This window comes from Anaerobacillus alkalidiazotrophicus (assembly GCF_001866055.1).
This window is the reverse complement of the sequence record NZ_MLQS01000014.1, coordinates 1-16,621: the sequence shown is the minus strand read 5'-3', so window position 1 is coordinate 16,621 and position 16,621 is coordinate 1. Positions and strand designations below refer to the sequence as shown.

Genomic DNA, 16,621 nt, shown 5'->3' with positions numbered 1-16,621 from the left:
TATTATTTTTAGATGACTTAAAATAACACTTTCTCTTGTATATTTTTGAGGATTATTATTATAATAATTAATGTTACTTCAATGGGATGTCGCCAAGCGGTAAGGCAACGGACTTTGACTCCGTCATGCGTAGGTTCGAATCCTGCCATCCCAGCCATCATAAGTACCTTATATTATTAAAGCTTATCTAACTGCGCCTCAAGTGTAGAATAATGTATTGACTCTAATTAGTTAATTAGAGTCTTTTTTATTTAATTTATAAATTTCTAACTTTGAAACTGTCTAGCTTCAGCGCCTATCGCCGTGACCAAGGCGCTTGCGCTATTCTTATGAAATTTTCTTAAAATGAATATTTGAATTGCTATAAAAATAAAGAGTCAACGGAGTTTTTGTCTAAAAATGTACAAATTCCGAACATTTCCACCTTTAACCACATAATTAAATTGAAAATACATTTATTTATATTTTATACTGTATTATAATTAATTTAGAATGTCATAGGGAGTGAAAAAAATGGAGCATCAAACTCTAAAAATTACTGGCGTACTTTCAGATCCTACACGCTTTTCAATATATCAATATGTTACGAAACAGCATCGAGATGTAACAGTTCAAGAAATAGCAGATGCATTTGAAATTCATGCGAATGTTGCGCGGCTTCATTTGACCAAATTAGAAGATGTTAATATGTTAATTTCAGAAACAAAAAAAACAGGTAAAGGTGGTCGTCCTAGTCGATTTTATAGACTTTCAGATGAAGTAGTAAGCCTACAATTTCCATATAGAGATTATCAAAAATTATCTGAAATCGCAATCGATACACTTTTAAGTTTAGGTTCTATTGGTGAAAAAGCTTTAACAGAAACAGGTCGTAAATATGGATATGAGTCGGCGAGAACGTATTTACAAGCACTAGATCTAAGTTTGAGCGATTTAGAAAACAAAGAAAAGTTAAATCATATTAAGACAGTCGCCTTGCAACAAGGTTTAAATCCAGAAATGCATTATAATGAAGAAACACATGAAGTCAACTTTAGAATTTATAACTGTACTTTTAAAGAATTAGTTCCAGATCGTGCACCTATCTGTAAAATGCATCAAGCATTAATTCATGGATTTTTTGATTACTTTTTTGGGGAAATCGATTTAAATAAAGAAAGTTTTATGTCAGAGGGTATAGATTACAGTTTTTGTTCATATAAGACACTAGTATTGCCTTAATCGAACTGATTTGTTCTTAAGGGGCATAGACCCCCACCTCTAAGCGTAGCGTAGGTGGGAACTTCCATTCAGGTGGAGTTGAGACTCCATCTGAATTTTCGATGTTCTAGCGAAGCTAGAACGAGTTCTCTTATACTTATGTCTAGTATAATGTACTCTCAGACCGACGTACATATAAAGCTGAACTTCAGTCAGTGGGGGTTTTCCTTCATTCCCCACTGATTGTTAGTTCAACTTATACCACGTCATAAGAATAACTAATCATCAGCTTTCCCTGATGAAAGTTATTCAAAATGAGGTCATTTTCTTTAGTCGTTATATATCGTAAGGATTATCATTTAAAAAGCGATATGAATTTATTGCAGAAAGTTTTTTTCCATGAAGAAATACATGAAATGCGGAACTTATCCCATTATCATTTATTAGTGTTTGTATTGCACGATTTTGTTTACTTTTTTCAGAAAAAGGATTAGGGTCATAATTTTCCTGTGAAAATTTTAACATCCCTATCATTAATAAAAAGCGATTTTGCCTAACATCTATGATTTTGTCGAAGCCAACTTCTATTGCTACATCATTAAAAGCATCTAAATGTATGTGAGACGTTAAATCCATTTCTGCTGGATACAAAAGTGGATTATCTACAAGTTGATGCTTAGAATAACCTCTAAGACTCCCTTTTTTCCTTTGTGGAAGCATCCATTCGTCTCTTGTAAAGCCATAATCAATCGTAACTAGTAATCCTTTACTAAGAAACTGATATATATCATTTATCCATTCGTTCATATACAAAGGAACTTCGATTCTTTGTCCATCTTTTAATTTTGGTCCATATTTCTCAATCCACAACAATACATGATCATTGGTACATAGTTTTTTTATTTCAGTCAGCTGTTTTCTTTCTTCATTTACTGACACGAAAACTTCATAAATGTTACCATTTTGTTTCTCAATAACATGTACTGGAAAAGCGTCTAGTAATTCATTCGAAAAAATAATGCCCTCAAAAATATTCGGATTACTTTTCCTAAATGTCTCTAAACTATCAAACTGTTTAAAAAATACTTTGTCTGAAAGTAGTTTTTTTTGTTCTTGACGATGAAAAGGGCTCGTTTCTATTATGGAATATTTTAGATCTAGCATACCAATTGGTGCTATTCGTTGCCATTCATCTAAGACTGCTTTGGCAAAACGTCCATCCCCACCACCAAATTCACATATTACTGCCGGAAGCTTTTCCTTTTGAATAATATCTAAAAAAAAGTGGGCAAAAGCCTTACCAAAAACTGCATGTACACCACTACTAGTATAAAAATCTCCTTCTCTGCCCAATTTTTTATTATCTTTCATATAATATCCTATTACCGGATCATACAAAACAAAACTCATGTAATCAGCGTAATTAATCATACAATTTTCATTCTGTATAATTTTATCTATTAACTTATCTATCAAAACTAACTCTCCTTCCCTCTTTTTATAATTAACACTATTGACATGGTGTTAATGCGGTTATATAATAAGGTTGTAAGTTAGCAATGATCTTCGGGAGTTCCCCCTCCCCTCAAAAGTTCATTTATGATAACTAAGATTAACTCCCCATTTGAGGATGACGTATCGTCATCCTCCTTTTTTCTTATATAACTTTGTTTACCTTTTATCTTCCACTTATATATGGATTTGAATTCATTTCAATTCCTATTCTCGTAAGTGGTCCATGTCCAGAAGCTACTGTAGTTTGTTCTGGTAGTTCCATTAATTTATTATTAATACTATCCATTAATACATCATAACTTCCACCTGGAAGATCTGTTCTTCCTATTCCACCAGCAAATAGAACATCCCCTGAAAAAACAATCTCTATCTCCTTTAGGTAATACGATACACTTCCAGGTGAATGGCCTGGTGTTTCAAATACTTCAAAACTAAACGAACCAATTTCAAGCCTTCCCTCCTCTTTAATAAGAAAATCTGCCGCATTAACCTTTACTGCGTTACTCCCACCTAAAAATAAAGTCGATCCATTTTTTTTACTGTCTGTTAGCCAATCTTTTTCCTTCTTATGTATATAGACCGGGATTTTCCAAAAGTCACGAACATCATCTACTGCTCCAATATGATCAAAATGAGCATGTGTTAACAAAATTGCTTTTGGCGATAAACCTTCTGCCTCAAGTAAAGTGTTTAATTTCGTACCTTCTCCACCTGGATCGAATATTATCGCTTCCTTGTTTTCATTATATAAAACATACGCATTTGTTTGTAACGGTCCCAATGGAATTTGTTTCCACTCCATTTAAAACAACTCCTTTGCATTTTTAATATATTTTATTTTACACTTAAATTAACGCCCTATCAAAGTGTGAAGAGAGGAGGAATTATGAATACATTAACAGTATTGGAGACATCCTTAGAAACTGAACAATTACTAACGAAACATGAAAAAATAAAGAATTTCATTTTTGAAAAAAGCATCGATTACAACGAATTTGGGTTTATAGTTTCATCACCTGAAGATCAAATCTTATTAAAAGATTTATTGACTTATTATGATGTTTTTGAAGATGCATTTGTATTATATAAATTAAAGGAACCAGAAATGAAAAACATTTTTATTGATTTTGGCTTTACTTCTCAAAAAGGGGATTTCTATTTATATAAGGATTTAGTTATTCCCTTCACCATTTCTGGTAATAATGAAAAAGCCTTGCAACATGCACTAGAACAGATGGATGAGCATCTAATTGCTTCTGAAAATGAACAAATTAGAACGATTTATTTTGTTGAACGTTATCATCAAGAATTAATTGAAGGAATTGCCGAAGCATACAAAATAAACGTGATATTTTACTTATAATTATTTAATTTTATGAATTTCATAACCCATCATACTCGCTACAAGATACTATATCTAGTTATGACGAACCGATCGTAACTAGATATAGATTTATATAACTCGGTTTTTGTAACAATTATAAATATACCTTAACTAATAGGCTGGCCCATTAAATTTAGTCACCCGCTAAAGTTATATTTCATTACCTTCAACTTTTCCTACATTCTTAAAGGGCTGTAAGACGCTTTTTAATATAATCAGAATTTATAAATTTCTAACTTGGAAACTGTCTAGCTCCAGGCGCCATCGGCTCGATCACTGGAAGACCTTCTCTTTCGGTCAAAAGCCCGACCGCTACGAGCAGGTCTTCCAGTGTTTGTCGCCGATAGTCGGGCACCTTGCGCTTTTCTTAATGAAGTTAAGATTTATTTAATTTCCCCTCTACGCTACGTATTTTCTCAGACATGATTAATTGTTTATCTCTTCGATCATCAATTCTAATGTTTGTCGCAACTCTTTGGACTCCTTTTGAAAAAGGAACTTCATGTAACGCTTGGATAACTTCGAACAAGACGGAGAGTTCTCCTTCAATAATTGTACTCATAGGTGTGAGCTGATACTTTACCTTATCGTTATACGTTTCTAGTAACTGATGAATTTCAGCGACATATTGGCTAACACTCGGTTCATTCGTTCCAATAGGAATAATTGTTATATCTACAATTGCCAATTTCTTTTCCTCCTTTTTATGTCTAGATTTTTCAAATAATTGATTAGGAAACTCCCTTAGTGCTAATCTACGATAAGACCTGATCGCAGTTTTGATATGAAACTCCTCTGGATCTGTTGTCGTTACGTTCTTTTGTAAAAAATAAGAAAGCTTTAACACAATGAACTTGAGCAACTTAATCCCTTTCCAATTTAACATATAGTTAATAGTAGGAGTCAATAATAACGAACCATAAGAAGCCCATTGAACAGCCTTAGCTAAAGGAAATGAAAAAGATAGTATAATTGTACAAACGATAGCCATACCAAAATATATAACAACAAGATTAGTTGAACAATAACGATTTGTGATCTCAGCTTCTTTAATCTCCTTTTTATTTGCCATTGTCTTAAGACCTCGGTAACTAAACACTTTATGTTCAGCACCATGATATTTTCGTAAACTCTTTGGAAAAATAAAATGAGTTCCAAACATATAATAAAAGGAGAAGTAAAACGGTAAGCCATTCCATAAAAAGTAAACACCGAAAATAGAAAAGAATTTAGGAAGGAAAATAAGTGTAAAATATATCATTGTTAATACTTTAAACCAAAGTGGCATAGAAAAAGTCACTTGCTTTGCTACTTGCACCATAGAATGATGATTTAATGGTTTTATCCAGTCTCTGATAATGCCATTATCATTGTAGGCACAAGATATGTGACGCTTACCAATAAAGATAATTCCATTTTCATACGAAACTCCCTTAATCACCTTAAAGCCACACCCCTTATATTTAAACATTACAAAGATACTATTATGTCTACATGTCTATTAATTGCATATTTTCATTAAAAAAATAACGGTACAGCAGCATTGTAACTAACATAGCACTAATGGACACACATATAAAAATACTTAATGAAATAACAATTTGGTAACGAATAGCATCAATTGGAGCTACACCACCTAAAATAAGGCCCGTCATCATTCCTGGTAACTGGACAAGCCCAACTGTTTTTAAACCATCTACATTTGGAATCATTGCAGCTCGAACGATTTTACGTACAATTATTTTTGTAGCTTGTTGGGGTTTGGCTCCAAGAGAAAGAGCTGCAACTATTTTTCCTTTCCCTTCACGAAATTCATTTTTCATTCGTTCTAAAGCAAGACCAATGGCTACCATGCTATTACCAATTACCATACCACTCATAGGGATTACTTGTTCTGATGTAAAAGAGATCATCCCAAATCCCAACCACATGGATAATATTAGTAACTCAACACCTAAAATTATTAAAAATATCATAATCCGGACATTAGTTATGCCCTCACCTTTTTTGCTTGCATGAAATGAAGCAATCGAAATCATTACAAATAACATGAAAGAAATCCCGATGCTTGGAGGAAGTTCAAATAGATATGTAAGGATATAACCGATAAGTAATAATTGAATAACTCCACGTACCGAAGCCCAAGTAATTGATTTTCCTAAACCAAGCGAATACATATAGGATAATGAAACTGGAATTAAAACAAATATTATTAAAAACAACATAGCTGTATTTGAAATTGTCGGTGCCATTTAATTACTCCTTTAAAAACTGTTGTAATTCTTCTGTTTTAGGGTTATTAATCAGTTCTTCAGTTTTTCCCTGTTCAATAATTGTGCCATTTTTCATAAAGATTACTTTATCACTAATTCGCTCCGCTTGACTTATATTATGAGTCACCATAATTATTGTTTTTTTTTCTTTAGAAAGTGAAACTAATAGCTGCTCGATTAGGTCCACACTCTGTAAATCTAATGCACTCGTCACTTCATCTAACAATAGTATCTCTGGATCATTTGCTAACGTTCTAGCTAAAGCTACTCTTTGCTGTTGTCCACCAGATAATTGCTCAACATCTCGTCCTAAATATTCTTTAGAGAGTTGCACTTTTTCTAGTAACTCTGGTCCCCTTTTTTTATTCCATCTACCTATAAGGCTAGGACCATATTTCAAATTATCTTCTACTGTACCTTCAAAAAGAGAAGAAGTTTGAAATACTAAGCCAATTTTTCTTCTTATTTCAATTATCGGGTACATTGTTAATACTTTATTACGATAAATTATCTCTCCTTTTATTGGATCAATCAAACGATTTAACAATAATAACAGACTACTTTTCCCAGCACCAGAAGGACCAATAATGGATATAATGTTTCCTAGTGAAGCGTTAAAAGAAATATCTGAAACCCTAGGAGTGGTTACATTCTTTACTTGTAACTCGTAATTTCCGTTCATAGTTCCGCACCATCCTAATATTGTTGTACATTAATTACAGTATACCTACTAAATAGATGATGATAAACCATTTTAAAAAGGGATACACAAAAGTTTCACCTTATGTATATCCCGTCTGTTATATTTTTTATATTTCCCTTTTTCTGTAGGCACTGTGCTTTGTAGGTCCAATGCCACTTCCTATACATAATGAGTCTTCAATTGCAGCTTGAATAAATTTCTTTGCTACATTCACCGCTTCTTCAATTGAATGATTTTTAGCCAACTCTGCAGTTATTGCTGCAGCAAATGTACAGCCTGTCCCATGTGTATGAATCGTATCGATCCTTTTCGTTTCAAAATAATGATAGTTTTCTCCGTCGAAAAGGATATCAATTGCCTTATTGGAGCCTTCTAAGTGCCCCCCTTTTAAAACAACGTATTTAGGTCCTATTTTTTGTATTTCTAATGCTGCTTCTTCCATTTCCTTTAGAGTTTCAATAGTAGATAGACCAAGTATTTCACAAGCCTCAGGGATATTCGGGGTTACTACAGTTGCTAGCGGAAGCAAACGTGTTTTTAAAGCATTCATTGCTTGCTTCTGTAGAAGAGGGGCACCACCCTTTGCAATCATAACCGGGTCGACAACAATATTTTGTACCTCATATTGTAATAATTTATCTGCTACAAGGCTAATGATCTCTTCTGAGAATAACATTCCTGTTTTCACTGCATCTGTTCCTATGTCACTATAAATTGCATCTAATTGCGCTTCAATCGCTTCTAATGTTTGAGGAAAAACTCCATTTACTCCTAGTGTATTTTGTGCAGTTAATACCGTAATAACACTCATTCCAAAAACGTCTCTTTCTTGAAAGGTTTTTAGATCCGCTTGAATTCCTGCACCACCACCACAATCAGATCCAGCGATTGTTAATGCTTTTCCAATGTTCATTTTTCCATCTACCTTTCTAAATTAATATTAATAAGCGTTAGTAATCAACCACCACCAACAAATTGAACAATTTCAATTCTCATGCCTTCTTGAAGTAACGTGTTTGCTCGCTCTTCACAATCAACAATTTCTCCGTTAACTTCAGTTACAACTAAATTTTCATCTAAGTGAAAATGTTCAATTACGTCTTTTAAGGTTTCAAGCTGTAGCTCTCTTTTTTCACCATTAATAATCACGTTCATCTAGTAGACACCCTTTCATTTATCTTTTCAATGAATAATTGACACGTCTTTGTTATATCAGCGCTTCCAACAATTTCACTTATTGCACAAATTCTTGTAGCTCCAGCGTTCAAAACTTGATCAACATTATGAAGCTTTATACCCCCAATGGCAACAAAAGGTATCGATATCTCCTTTTTTACCTCTTCAATATATTTAGTTGTAACAGGATCGACAACATCCTCTTTACTTTTTGTTGCAAAAATTGGGCCTACACCAATATAATCAGCACCTTGTAATTGAGCTTCCCTTGCCTCTTCTATTTCATGTGTCGATATACCAATTATTTTCTCTTTTCCAACAATCTTTCTTGCCATTTGTAAGGGCAAATCATCCTGGCCTAAATGAATACCATCTGCATCGACTGCTATTGCAACGTCTATATGATCATTAATAATTAAAGGGATATTATATTTTTTCGTTAAGTCTTTTAGTAACAAGGCTTTATGAAGTACATCCTTTTTACTGCTTTTTTTATCACGTAATTGAATAATATCAACACCACCAATAATTGCTGCTTCCATTACCTCAACTAAACTTTTCCCTTTATGAAATTCTTCTCCAGTGATGGCGTATAGCCGAAAATCTTTCATCCGTATTCCTCCATTTAAAATTAAAATTAATTAAGCCGTAATCCATTAAAGAAAGACGGATTACGGCTACATAGCAGTTAGAATCAACGACTTTCCTACGCTGGCACAACCCAGATCAGGTACAAGGGTAAAAGTCCAACCTTTTTCTCAGCCATAAGGCACCCCTAGTCTTCGCTTATTTAATTAAGTAAATTAAACACTATCTAATAGTATTATTATGACAGAAAACACTCTAATTTCAATTGTTTTGCCTACCAATATATTAATCTATTATTTTTCCTTTTCTTTAGGTCAATTATTTCCTCTAGCTGATAACCAAATAAAATTCTACGACCATCTGGTGATAGTTTTAACGGGTAGTTTTCATCAATGTTAACTATTGTTATTTCTTTACCTGTTTCAACCTGAATAGATACTAATGAGAAACCTTCTGAATAACTAAATAAATCTCCACCATTACTAGGCTTTAAAAGATAAAAAGTTTTACTTTCTTTATCAAAAGCATGATTCGGAATCCACCATTGTTCTGAGTATGTGTTTAAAACGGGTACCTGAAATTGTGTAAGCTTTTTGTTTGTTTCCATATCATAAAATGTGTATTGTGAATATTCTTTATCAATATCATCTAAGGTTATAGTTAATAAATGATTATAATAGGAAAAAAACGCTATAATATCATCAACTTTTTTCACTTTTTTCTCAGTCTCTAAATTATACGTATATAGTGGCGCATAAAAACTTGGCGATAAAAGATCCCACTTTAAAAATGCTAATTCACTCTCGTTAATCCATTGAACATACGAATATTCAAAATTAAAATCAACAATACTTTTATCTACTAGGTTAATTTCCTTTAACTTTACGGAATAATCCGACTGCAAAGCAGCAATAATCAACTCATGATTTCTATATGGATTCCAATATATTTGAAACTCTTCTCCAACATTATTTAGTTTGTGAATAATTGTACCTTTCCTATTAACAAAATAGAGATGTTTTTCCCTGTCTAATGATGTTACTTCAATTGCAAAAACAGAAAAGTCTGGATTGGCATCAACTTGTAATATCGGTTCATTAATTTGAAAAAACAGTTCATCCTCACCTGAAAAAAGATGAAATTTATTTAGATAAGAAACCCCATTTTCATCGGTTAAATATAAAATCGACTCGTGATCAAACCATTCATTTACTGTGGCAAAGCTATATATATTTGTATCAATAGTATGCAAGAGTTCATTGTTTCTCAGTACTAGAGGTACCCCATTTTTTTCAACTAAATTGTTGGAATGCATACTCACATCACGAATAAGAAAAGGTTTGTCTGCTTGAACACAACTAACCATTAAAAAAATAGCTATAATAAAAAAAATAACCTTAAGCATAGAACCCCTCCCCTCATCTAATGATTAGATTAATTATCCCATTTATTTTCGCTCTTAACAAATAAAAAGTAACTTGATTGTATCTATAATTAATGAATTTCATAATTGTTTATTTTCCCTACTCTGATACTTAACTAAATGCTATTGGATGAAGATCGTTTCCAACAACATTTAAACTTATGTAGCTCCATTTAGGTAATGACGAAATTCTCAATAAATACCTAATTGATAATTTAACCCCAATCTTCTACGGATTTATTATACATTAATTCTTTACAAGCAAAAAACCAGAACTTCAATAAGAAATTCTGGCATTAACAACTACAAGGAATTCAGTATTTGTTTAATCAACCAAACACCACCGTAACTACTGCACCAAATACCTATAGTGATAATCGTAAATATTTTCCTCTTCGGGTTCACAAGCAATGAAAATACACTTATTGATTAATAAATCTTCAGCTTTAGAAACTTCAGCGCCCAATACAATCTTAATCGTGTTAGTAGCATTTGCTAAATTGGATATGCTACCGAAACGGAAACAATTTATTAATTGGGCTACCAGTATCGACACAACCAACCACTGTTAACTCATAGAAATCAACCTCTTTGTTTTAGTATTGTTTCTGTTTTCCCATCAAAAAAAATCATCGATTTAAAAGGGAAAAAGAGATAAATTTCACTACCTTCCTCAATTTTAATATCATGTTTTATTTGTGCAACTACAAGCTGTCCCCCAATATTCGAATAAATTTTGTAGTATCCATTCATTTTTTTTATGATATGAACTGGGGCCAGAAACGATACCCCATCTTTACTTGAAGGGAGTTTATCAACTATTTGAAAGTTTTTTGCCGGTACTCCAATTTGAAGCTCTTGTCCTTCAAAGTATTGATGCTTTTGCAAATATTGTAAAGGGATTATGAAGGTAAGACCTTTCGTCTGGAATTGACTTCCTTTTATTATGCCTTTAATAAATGTAATCTCGTTCTCTGCCATATATTTTGTAACAAAAATATGTTGAGGTTTTTCTAACATTTCTTTTATTGTTCCGGTTTGAAGAATTGTTTTATTATGAATTAACGTAATTCGATCACAAATAGGTAACCATTCTTTTACATAACTACTAAAAATAAAAACAGGTGCCCCTTTCCATGTTTTTGAAATCAATCTTATAACGGAAGAAATAATTTGTCTTTTACTATTAGGTAATTCATAAAATGGCTCATCTATAATCAATAGTTTAGGCTGAATGATCATTGCATATATGAATGAAACCACGACTTTTTCTTCAAGCGAGAGATCATTTATTAACTTACGTAATTGTACCTTAAAAGGAAATAATTTGATTGTTTCAAGAATTATCTCTGAAATTTTGTTTTCCGTTAATTCTTTTAACTTTAAAGGAGATGATAAAAAATTAAAAATTGTAGTATCCTGTTCTAAATCAAAAAAATGTTTATGAATGAATGATATATTATCATTGTATTCTAATGTACCTTTTATTTCTTGACCATTTATTTGAATCGAACCTTCCCAGTCCTCATCAAAGCCAACAAGAATATCTTTTAATGTCTCCTTGCCCTCTCCAACTGGCCCTGTAAAAAGGATCCACTCTCTTTCGTTACATTCAATGGAAATATCTCTTAATTGAAAGTGATGGCCTTTCTTTTTCCACAAATTTTCAATTTTTAATAAGCGCATAAAGAATCACCTTTTTTATTGTTACTCACACTTAGTCAAACTACTCTTGTCTGCTCTTTTATGGTTCGTTAATTCCTTCTTTAATATTATTAATCCTTTTTGTAATGTCAGTGCATCAATCATGTTCCATTCATATAATTGTTTTAATTCCATTTCAAATAAATCAAGATCTCCCTCTCGATCACCTGTATAAATAAAAACACCATAATTTTGTAAAAACTTTCTTAAGTCATAGATTGAATTCATTTTTCATCTCCTATTTTATCTTTAAATTTCATCATACATAATTCATTATTTTCGTCACTAAGACACACTAGGCAGTTACGTTTAACCGTTCGTATGGCCTAGAAATTTAGGCAGTTCGTTTTTGTTAATTAAGAAATTCACTCGCTAACTGTATTATATCAATTTAAAAAGACCGATGAAAAGAAGAGGAATAAGTGGTAATAAAATAAAAAACTGTGGATTTCTTTGCCGATATAAAATTTGGTATATAAACATAAAACCTAGAAACGTCCCAGAAACAAAAATAAGTGAGAAAATGAAAGAGACCAATATAGATAATTCCAGTTTTGCAAGTTCTACGCCTAGTATAAAAAAGAAAACAACAAAAGTACTTAATATAACTGGTTCTTGTTTAATATATCCGAAAGCTGGGTCATACTTCCAAACTAAAAAGCCAATCATTCCTAAACAGAAAATTCCAAATAAAATACTGATCGCTGATTGACTAATGAAACTAGAAATTTTACTGCCAATAAACATACCTACTAATGAACTAAGAAAAAAAACGATCCCAACAACGACAAATAATGTTTGATGAGGATCTATCCTTCTTGACACAAGTAAACCACCAGTTGACAAGCCTACACAAAATACTGTTAAAATAGATGATAATATGATCACGTAAACTCACCCCATATTGATTGCTTGTATTAGTTTATGTATCAAAGACAATATTAAGGACAAGAAACTTAAACTATACTAATTTAACTTTAGTGAAAGAAGGTTTATTATGGAAAAGAATAAATTACACCAAGTCTTAATGCAAGGAATTTATGGTACTCCAGAAACTCTACCTGAAGAAAGAGCACTGTTTTTATCAACCATTAGTGAACGGATTTATTTGGCATTGACAAATAAGCAAGTGATACATAAAGGGATCTACCCAGAGGCCAAAAAAATACTGCAATCGAAAAAAGATATCCACATGTACGTTAACGGTGAATTATCTTACACCCTTTATTCTAAATATATAAAAGAAGCTACAAAATCAAATGTGCCTTTTACTGTTGTTAGTGATGGACATGATACACCTATCGGGCTTGTCTTAGCTAGCAGTACAGCAATAAACTACGACAACGATAAAAACAATAATTTTTTTATTGAAGATGAAATTTTCAAAAAAGATTGAGAACTCGTTCTAGCTTCGCTAGAACATCGAAAATTCAGATGGAGTCTCAACTCCACCTGAATGGAAGTTCCCACCTACGCTACGCTTAGAGGTGGGGGTCTATAACCCTTAAGAACAAATCATTTGATTAATTAAATCCAAAAAAGGGATGAGGTGTGTTCCATCCCTTTTTTGGATTTATGTTCGAGACAGTTTTATCTATCTTCATCTATAGGGTGAATCGCTTTAGGCCGTTGCCTTTTTAAAGGTATTGGAGATCTAAAGATAACATCCCGAAAACTTCGTACAGAAAACGGTATAAACGGCCAGAAATAAGGAGTAGCATAAACTTTCATCGATGTTAGTAGTATAACTAATAAGGTTACTGATATTACATAACCGAAAACCTGAAACAATCCTGTAGCAATTAGAAGCCCCACACGTATTAAACGATTTGCTAAACTCATTTCATAACTTGGAGTTGCAAAAGATCCTACAGCAGCCACTGCTAAATAAAGGACAACTTCCGTAGAAAATAACCCAACATTTATTGCAACTTCTCCAATTAGGAGCGCTGCAACTAACCCTAAGGCAGTAGCTAAAGCAGCTGGAGTATGAATAGCAGCCATCCTTAACATTTCAATCCCAATTTCAGCAATTATGAATTGAGCTAATAATGGCACCGTTCCTGTTTCATTTGGTCCAATATATTCCATACCTTCTGGAAGTAACGCTTGATTTTGTGCTAATAACAGCCATAATGGTAAAAGAAATATTGATGACCATACGGCTGAAAAGCGAACAAGTCTAAGAGCAATACCTATAATTGGTTTTTGACGATATTCCTCTGCGTGCTGTAAATGGTGCCAAAATGTTGTTGGTGTAATAATCACACTTGGCGAACCATCAACAAAAATAATGACATGACCTTCAAATAGGTGCGCTGCTGCTACATCAGGACGTTCTGTATACCGAACGAACGGATATGGATTATAGTGTTGTCCATATAAATATTCTTCTATCGTTTTATCTCCCATTGGCAATCCATCTGTATCAATTTTTTCTAAGGCTTTTTTAACTTCAGTAACGACAATAGGGTCAGCTATATCCTCTATATACGAAACACACAAATCTGTTTTTGACCTTCTCCCTACCGTCATATATTCATTTCTTAACGTTCGATCTCTCACTCGCCTTCTAGCTAACGAAACATTTAATACCAGTGTTTCTACAAAGCCATCTTTAGCTCCCCGTATAACTTGTTCAGTATCAGGCTCCTCAGGACCTCTGACTGGATACGTTCGTGTATCAATAATAATAACTTCATTAATTCCATCAACAACAAGCGCTGCTGGCCCTGCAAGTACTTGGTCAACTACTTTATTCAGGTCCTTTTCAGTTTCAATTTCTACATAAGGAATTTTAGATTTTATTAAGGTATGTAAAATATCACTGGTAAGATCCTCTTCATTTAATACCATTAATTCTCTTTGAATTTGAGTAAGTGCCTCATCTTTAGCAAAGCCATCAACAAGGAAAAATGTCATTTTTCTTCCGCCGTACTCTAAATCTAGTTTAATAAGATCAAAACTCTTATCAATTCCTAACTCTCTCGTTAGATAGGCGTTATTATGTTCAATGTTTTTAGATGCAGGATGTTGAATTTGTTCATTTTTCACAATTTGCCCCTCCACTTCAATTACATTTTTCACTAAAAATACCATTTCCATTCACTTAATTTTATGGGTCCCAAATTAGTATGATTCGATTTAATTCAATAAAGCTGAACTTCAATCAGTGGGGGTTTTCCTTCATCCCCCACTGATTGTTAGTTCAACTTATACCACGGGCATAAGAATAACTAATCATCAGCTTTCACCGATGAAAGTTATTCTATATCGGACCTTTAGGGGCAGTTTATCCCCCACCTAAACTTCTCGATTTTCTTAAGTTTTGAGGTGGGGGTCTTACTTGCCCCTTAAGAGTGGGATAAACTATATTTTTTTCATAATTGTTCATTAAACATCATAAAGTAAAATAGGCTGTCCAAGGAGGGATTAAATTGAAATATCTAGTGGTCATCTTTATTATCATTGGCATTATATTTAGTACTTCAAATTTTTTTCATTCAACAAATAATACAAATGATTTAAGTAAAGAAGCAATTGTTAATTCTCCTATTGATCAAAAGAAACAATTTTCAAAGGTTTCTACAACATTAAAATTAATGGAACAAGATGACGAAGATGAGTATACTATCGAATGGCAAACCTCCTCTGAAATTGCCGATAAAACGTATCTAAGTCAAGATATTTCACTGTTATTTGAGGATGGGTGGCTAAAAGAAACGATGTCAGTAGTGAAGGAAAATAGTCATATACTCCAACAAAAACAAAAAATTAATGGAGAAGATAGTGGGCATTTCGAAGCCGTTACTTTTCATTATGGACAGACTCATTATCCAAATGATGTAATAAAAAGTATACAATCGATGAGTTATGATGAACTTTATATTTTAGATTCGCCTTTAAGTCCTATAGAATATTTCAAAACACCAACAACACCTTCTGAAATAGAAGGAAAACGAATATTAGATACTATTATTCAGCAAAACTTAGAGTATACTTGGCAAGAATTAATTGAATATTTCAATATCCCTCTATCTAATTATTATTCAGTACCTTTAACAGAATTATACAAGTATTATCAACAACCACTACCAAAATTAACGGGGGAGGAAACGAAAGAAATGCTGGCATTAACATGGAGTGCTATTTACAAGTATTACTTTTTAGGAATAGAAAAACATAACGGGACCATAGTTAGTCCCGTTGATAGCTCCGTCCCACTTATCCTTTTTAATAAGTCCTATTCTCATATTCTAATAATTTTTACGAGCAAGGATGGTGAAAAATATAATATTATTAAAAATACAGGACGATTTTAGAAGTATAAAAAAATAGTCTTGGGACCTAAGTCATTCGACATCTACATTTAACCCTTTACGTTCTCTATTTTCTGTTTTAGTCGAGTAGAAGAGAACCTCTCTACCTCTCGGTAGATTGCATTCTCTCCCCTCACAGAACCGTGCTTGCGCTATTAACGCACACGGCTCCTCCTAGTTACCATTTACAGAATATAGCTAATCTCTTTTCTTAAGTCATAAATATTAACCTTAACTCTGGCGTAAGGTAATGGATATCTAGTAAGAAAGAGCCTGAATTTATCCCAGGTAAATGACTTCCTTTGACTTCTTCTGTTTCTTCTGTTGAGCCATTTA

Annotated in this window: 17 protein-coding genes, 1 tRNA gene, 1 pseudogene and 1 riboswitch; of the genes and pseudogenes, 5 read left to right on the top strand and 14 right to left on the bottom strand. The window is 32.8% G+C overall.

The features are described from left to right. Window positions 1–82 precede the first annotated feature (82 nt). Window positions 83–157: transfer RNA gene (locus BKP45_RS09390), tRNA-Gln, on the top strand. A gap of 356 nt (window positions 158–513) precedes the next feature. Beyond that, on the top strand, window positions 514–1,221 hold the full coding sequence (locus BKP45_RS09385) for a helix-turn-helix transcriptional regulator (RefSeq protein WP_071389442.1): 708 nt from the start codon (window positions 514–516) through the stop codon (window positions 1,219–1,221). Between the two features lie 315 nt (window positions 1,222–1,536). Here the strand turns inward: BKP45_RS09385 and BKP45_RS09380 are convergent, their stop codons facing one another. Together BKP45_RS09380 and BKP45_RS09375 are read right to left on the bottom strand one after the other, a co-directional pair. Further along, window positions 1,537–2,676, bottom strand: coding sequence for a class I SAM-dependent methyltransferase (locus tag BKP45_RS09380; RefSeq protein WP_084787788.1), 1,140 nt, complete (start codon window positions 2,674–2,676; stop codon window positions 1,537–1,539). A gap of 202 nt (window positions 2,677–2,878) precedes the next feature. After that, window positions 2,879–3,517 carry an MBL fold metallo-hydrolase gene (locus BKP45_RS09375; RefSeq protein ID WP_071389441.1) on the bottom strand — a complete coding sequence of 213 codons (639 nt, stop codon included), beginning with the start codon at window positions 3,515–3,517 and terminating at the stop codon, window positions 2,879–2,881. Window positions 3,518–3,601: 84 nt separating this feature from the next. Between BKP45_RS09375 and BKP45_RS09370 the strand changes: the two genes are divergently transcribed. Next, window positions 3,602–4,078, top strand: a complete 477-nt coding sequence (locus BKP45_RS09370) for a hypothetical protein (protein WP_071389440.1) — start codon at window positions 3,602–3,604, stop codon at window positions 4,076–4,078. Window positions 4,079–4,475: 397 nt separating this feature from the next. Here BKP45_RS09370 and BKP45_RS22945 read toward each other — a convergent pair whose 3' ends face one another. The 11 genes and pseudogenes from BKP45_RS22945 to BKP45_RS09320 all read right to left on the bottom strand — a co-directional run bounded on the left by BKP45_RS22945 (window position 4,476) and on the right by BKP45_RS09320 (window position 12,854). Further along, a complete protein-coding gene (locus BKP45_RS22945) occupies window positions 4,476–4,787 on the bottom strand; it encodes an MTH1187 family thiamine-binding protein (protein WP_071389541.1) in 312 nt (103 codons plus the stop codon). Between the two features lie 78 nt (window positions 4,788–4,865). Then, window positions 4,866–5,570: pseudogene (locus BKP45_RS22940) on the bottom strand (DUF1385 domain-containing protein); the annotation flags it as partial. 19 nt (window positions 5,571–5,589) lie between these two features. Continuing rightward, complete coding sequence (locus tag BKP45_RS09360) at window positions 5,590–6,351, bottom strand: ABC transporter permease (RefSeq protein WP_071389439.1); 762 nt, start codon at window positions 6,349–6,351, stop codon at window positions 5,590–5,592. A 4-nt stretch (window positions 6,352–6,355) separates the two neighbouring features. Further along, entirely contained in the window at window positions 6,356–7,054 is a 699-nt protein-coding gene (locus tag BKP45_RS09355; protein ID WP_071389438.1) for an ATP-binding cassette domain-containing protein, read from the bottom strand. A 127-nt stretch (window positions 7,055–7,181) separates the two neighbouring features. Beyond that, window positions 7,182–7,988: a bifunctional hydroxymethylpyrimidine kinase/phosphomethylpyrimidine kinase gene (gene thiD / locus BKP45_RS09350; protein ID WP_071389437.1), complete on the bottom strand. Its 807-nt coding sequence runs from the start codon at window positions 7,986–7,988 to the stop codon at window positions 7,182–7,184. A gap of 44 nt (window positions 7,989–8,032) precedes the next feature. Then, window positions 8,033–8,230: a sulfur carrier protein ThiS gene (gene thiS, locus BKP45_RS09345; RefSeq protein ID WP_071389436.1), complete on the bottom strand. Its 198-nt coding sequence runs from the start codon at window positions 8,228–8,230 to the stop codon at window positions 8,033–8,035. Then, window positions 8,227–8,862: a thiamine phosphate synthase gene (gene thiE, locus BKP45_RS09340; RefSeq protein WP_071389435.1), complete on the bottom strand. Its 636-nt coding sequence runs from the start codon at window positions 8,860–8,862 to the stop codon at window positions 8,227–8,229. The genes thiS and thiE overlap by 4 nt, the downstream gene beginning before the upstream one ends. 75 nt (window positions 8,863–8,937) lie before the next feature. Next, window positions 8,938–9,038: riboswitch (TPP riboswitch) on the bottom strand. A gap of 75 nt (window positions 9,039–9,113) precedes the next feature. Further along, complete coding sequence (locus BKP45_RS09335) at window positions 9,114–10,244, bottom strand: YqgU-like beta propeller domain-containing protein (protein ID WP_071389434.1); 1,131 nt, start codon at window positions 10,242–10,244, stop codon at window positions 9,114–9,116. 600 nt (window positions 10,245–10,844) lie between these two features. Continuing rightward, window positions 10,845–11,948, bottom strand: coding sequence for an ATP-binding cassette domain-containing protein (locus BKP45_RS09330; protein WP_071389433.1), 1,104 nt, complete (start codon window positions 11,946–11,948; stop codon window positions 10,845–10,847). A 21-nt stretch (window positions 11,949–11,969) separates the two neighbouring features. Next, window positions 11,970–12,194, bottom strand: a complete 225-nt coding sequence (locus BKP45_RS09325; protein ID WP_071389432.1) for a YqgQ family protein — start codon at window positions 12,192–12,194, stop codon at window positions 11,970–11,972. Between the two features lie 153 nt (window positions 12,195–12,347). After that, a complete protein-coding gene (locus BKP45_RS09320) occupies window positions 12,348–12,854 on the bottom strand; it encodes a hypothetical protein (protein ID WP_071389431.1) in 507 nt (168 codons plus the stop codon). Window positions 12,855–12,963: 109 nt separating this feature from the next. On the opposite strand from BKP45_RS09320, the gene BKP45_RS09315 reads away from it, so the two are divergent. Further along, window positions 12,964–13,362, top strand: coding sequence for a YueI family protein (locus tag BKP45_RS09315; RefSeq protein ID WP_071389430.1), 399 nt, complete (start codon window positions 12,964–12,966; stop codon window positions 13,360–13,362). 194 nt (window positions 13,363–13,556) lie between these two features. Here BKP45_RS09315 and BKP45_RS09310 read toward each other — a convergent pair whose 3' ends face one another. Beyond that, the gene (locus tag BKP45_RS09310) at window positions 13,557–15,065 is read right to left on the bottom strand and encodes a spore germination protein (protein ID WP_071389429.1); all 1,509 of its coding nucleotides are present in this window, start codon (window positions 15,063–15,065) and stop codon (window positions 13,557–13,559) included. Between the two features lie 338 nt (window positions 15,066–15,403). Between BKP45_RS09310 and BKP45_RS09305 the strand changes: the two genes are divergently transcribed. After that, entirely contained in the window at window positions 15,404–16,288 is an 885-nt protein-coding gene (locus BKP45_RS09305; RefSeq protein ID WP_071389428.1) for a hypothetical protein, read from the top strand. Window positions 16,289–16,621: the final 333 nt, after the last annotated feature.

What these genes read in the sequence shown, in the direction of transcription:
- BKP45_RS09385 (WP_071389442.1), top strand. Translation starts at nt 514, where the DNA reads ATGGAGCATCAAACTCTAAAAATTACTGGCGTACTTTCAGATCCTACA.
- BKP45_RS09375 (WP_071389441.1), bottom strand. Translation starts at nt 3,517, where the DNA reads ATGGAGTGGAAACAAATTCCATTGGGACCGTTACAAACAAATGCGTAT.
- BKP45_RS09370 (WP_071389440.1), top strand. Translation starts at nt 3,602, where the DNA reads ATGAATACATTAACAGTATTGGAGACATCCTTAGAAACTGAACAATTA.
- BKP45_RS09360 (WP_071389439.1), bottom strand. Translation starts at nt 6,351, where the DNA reads ATGGCACCGACAATTTCAAATACAGCTATGTTGTTTTTAATAATATTT.
- BKP45_RS09355 (WP_071389438.1), bottom strand. Translation starts at nt 7,054, where the DNA reads ATGAACGGAAATTACGAGTTACAAGTAAAGAATGTAACCACTCCTAGG.
- thiD (WP_071389437.1), bottom strand. Translation starts at nt 7,988, where the DNA reads ATGAACATTGGAAAAGCATTAACAATCGCTGGATCTGATTGTGGTGGT.
- thiS (WP_071389436.1), bottom strand. Translation starts at nt 8,230, where the DNA reads ATGAACGTGATTATTAATGGTGAAAAAAGAGAGCTACAGCTTGAAACC.
- thiE (WP_071389435.1), bottom strand. Translation starts at nt 8,862, where the DNA reads ATGAAAGATTTTCGGCTATACGCCATCACTGGAGAAGAATTTCATAAA.
- BKP45_RS09335 (WP_071389434.1), bottom strand. Translation starts at nt 10,244, where the DNA reads ATGCTTAAGGTTATTTTTTTTATTATAGCTATTTTTTTAATGGTTAGT.
- BKP45_RS09330 (WP_071389433.1), bottom strand. Translation starts at nt 11,948, where the DNA reads ATGCGCTTATTAAAAATTGAAAATTTGTGGAAAAAGAAAGGCCATCAC.
- BKP45_RS09325 (WP_071389432.1), bottom strand. Translation starts at nt 12,194, where the DNA reads ATGAATTCAATCTATGACTTAAGAAAGTTTTTACAAAATTATGGTGTT.
- BKP45_RS09315 (WP_071389430.1), top strand. Translation starts at nt 12,964, where the DNA reads ATGGAAAAGAATAAATTACACCAAGTCTTAATGCAAGGAATTTATGGT.
- BKP45_RS09310 (WP_071389429.1), bottom strand. Translation starts at nt 15,065, where the DNA reads ATGGTATTTTTAGTGAAAAATGTAATTGAAGTGGAGGGGCAAATTGTG.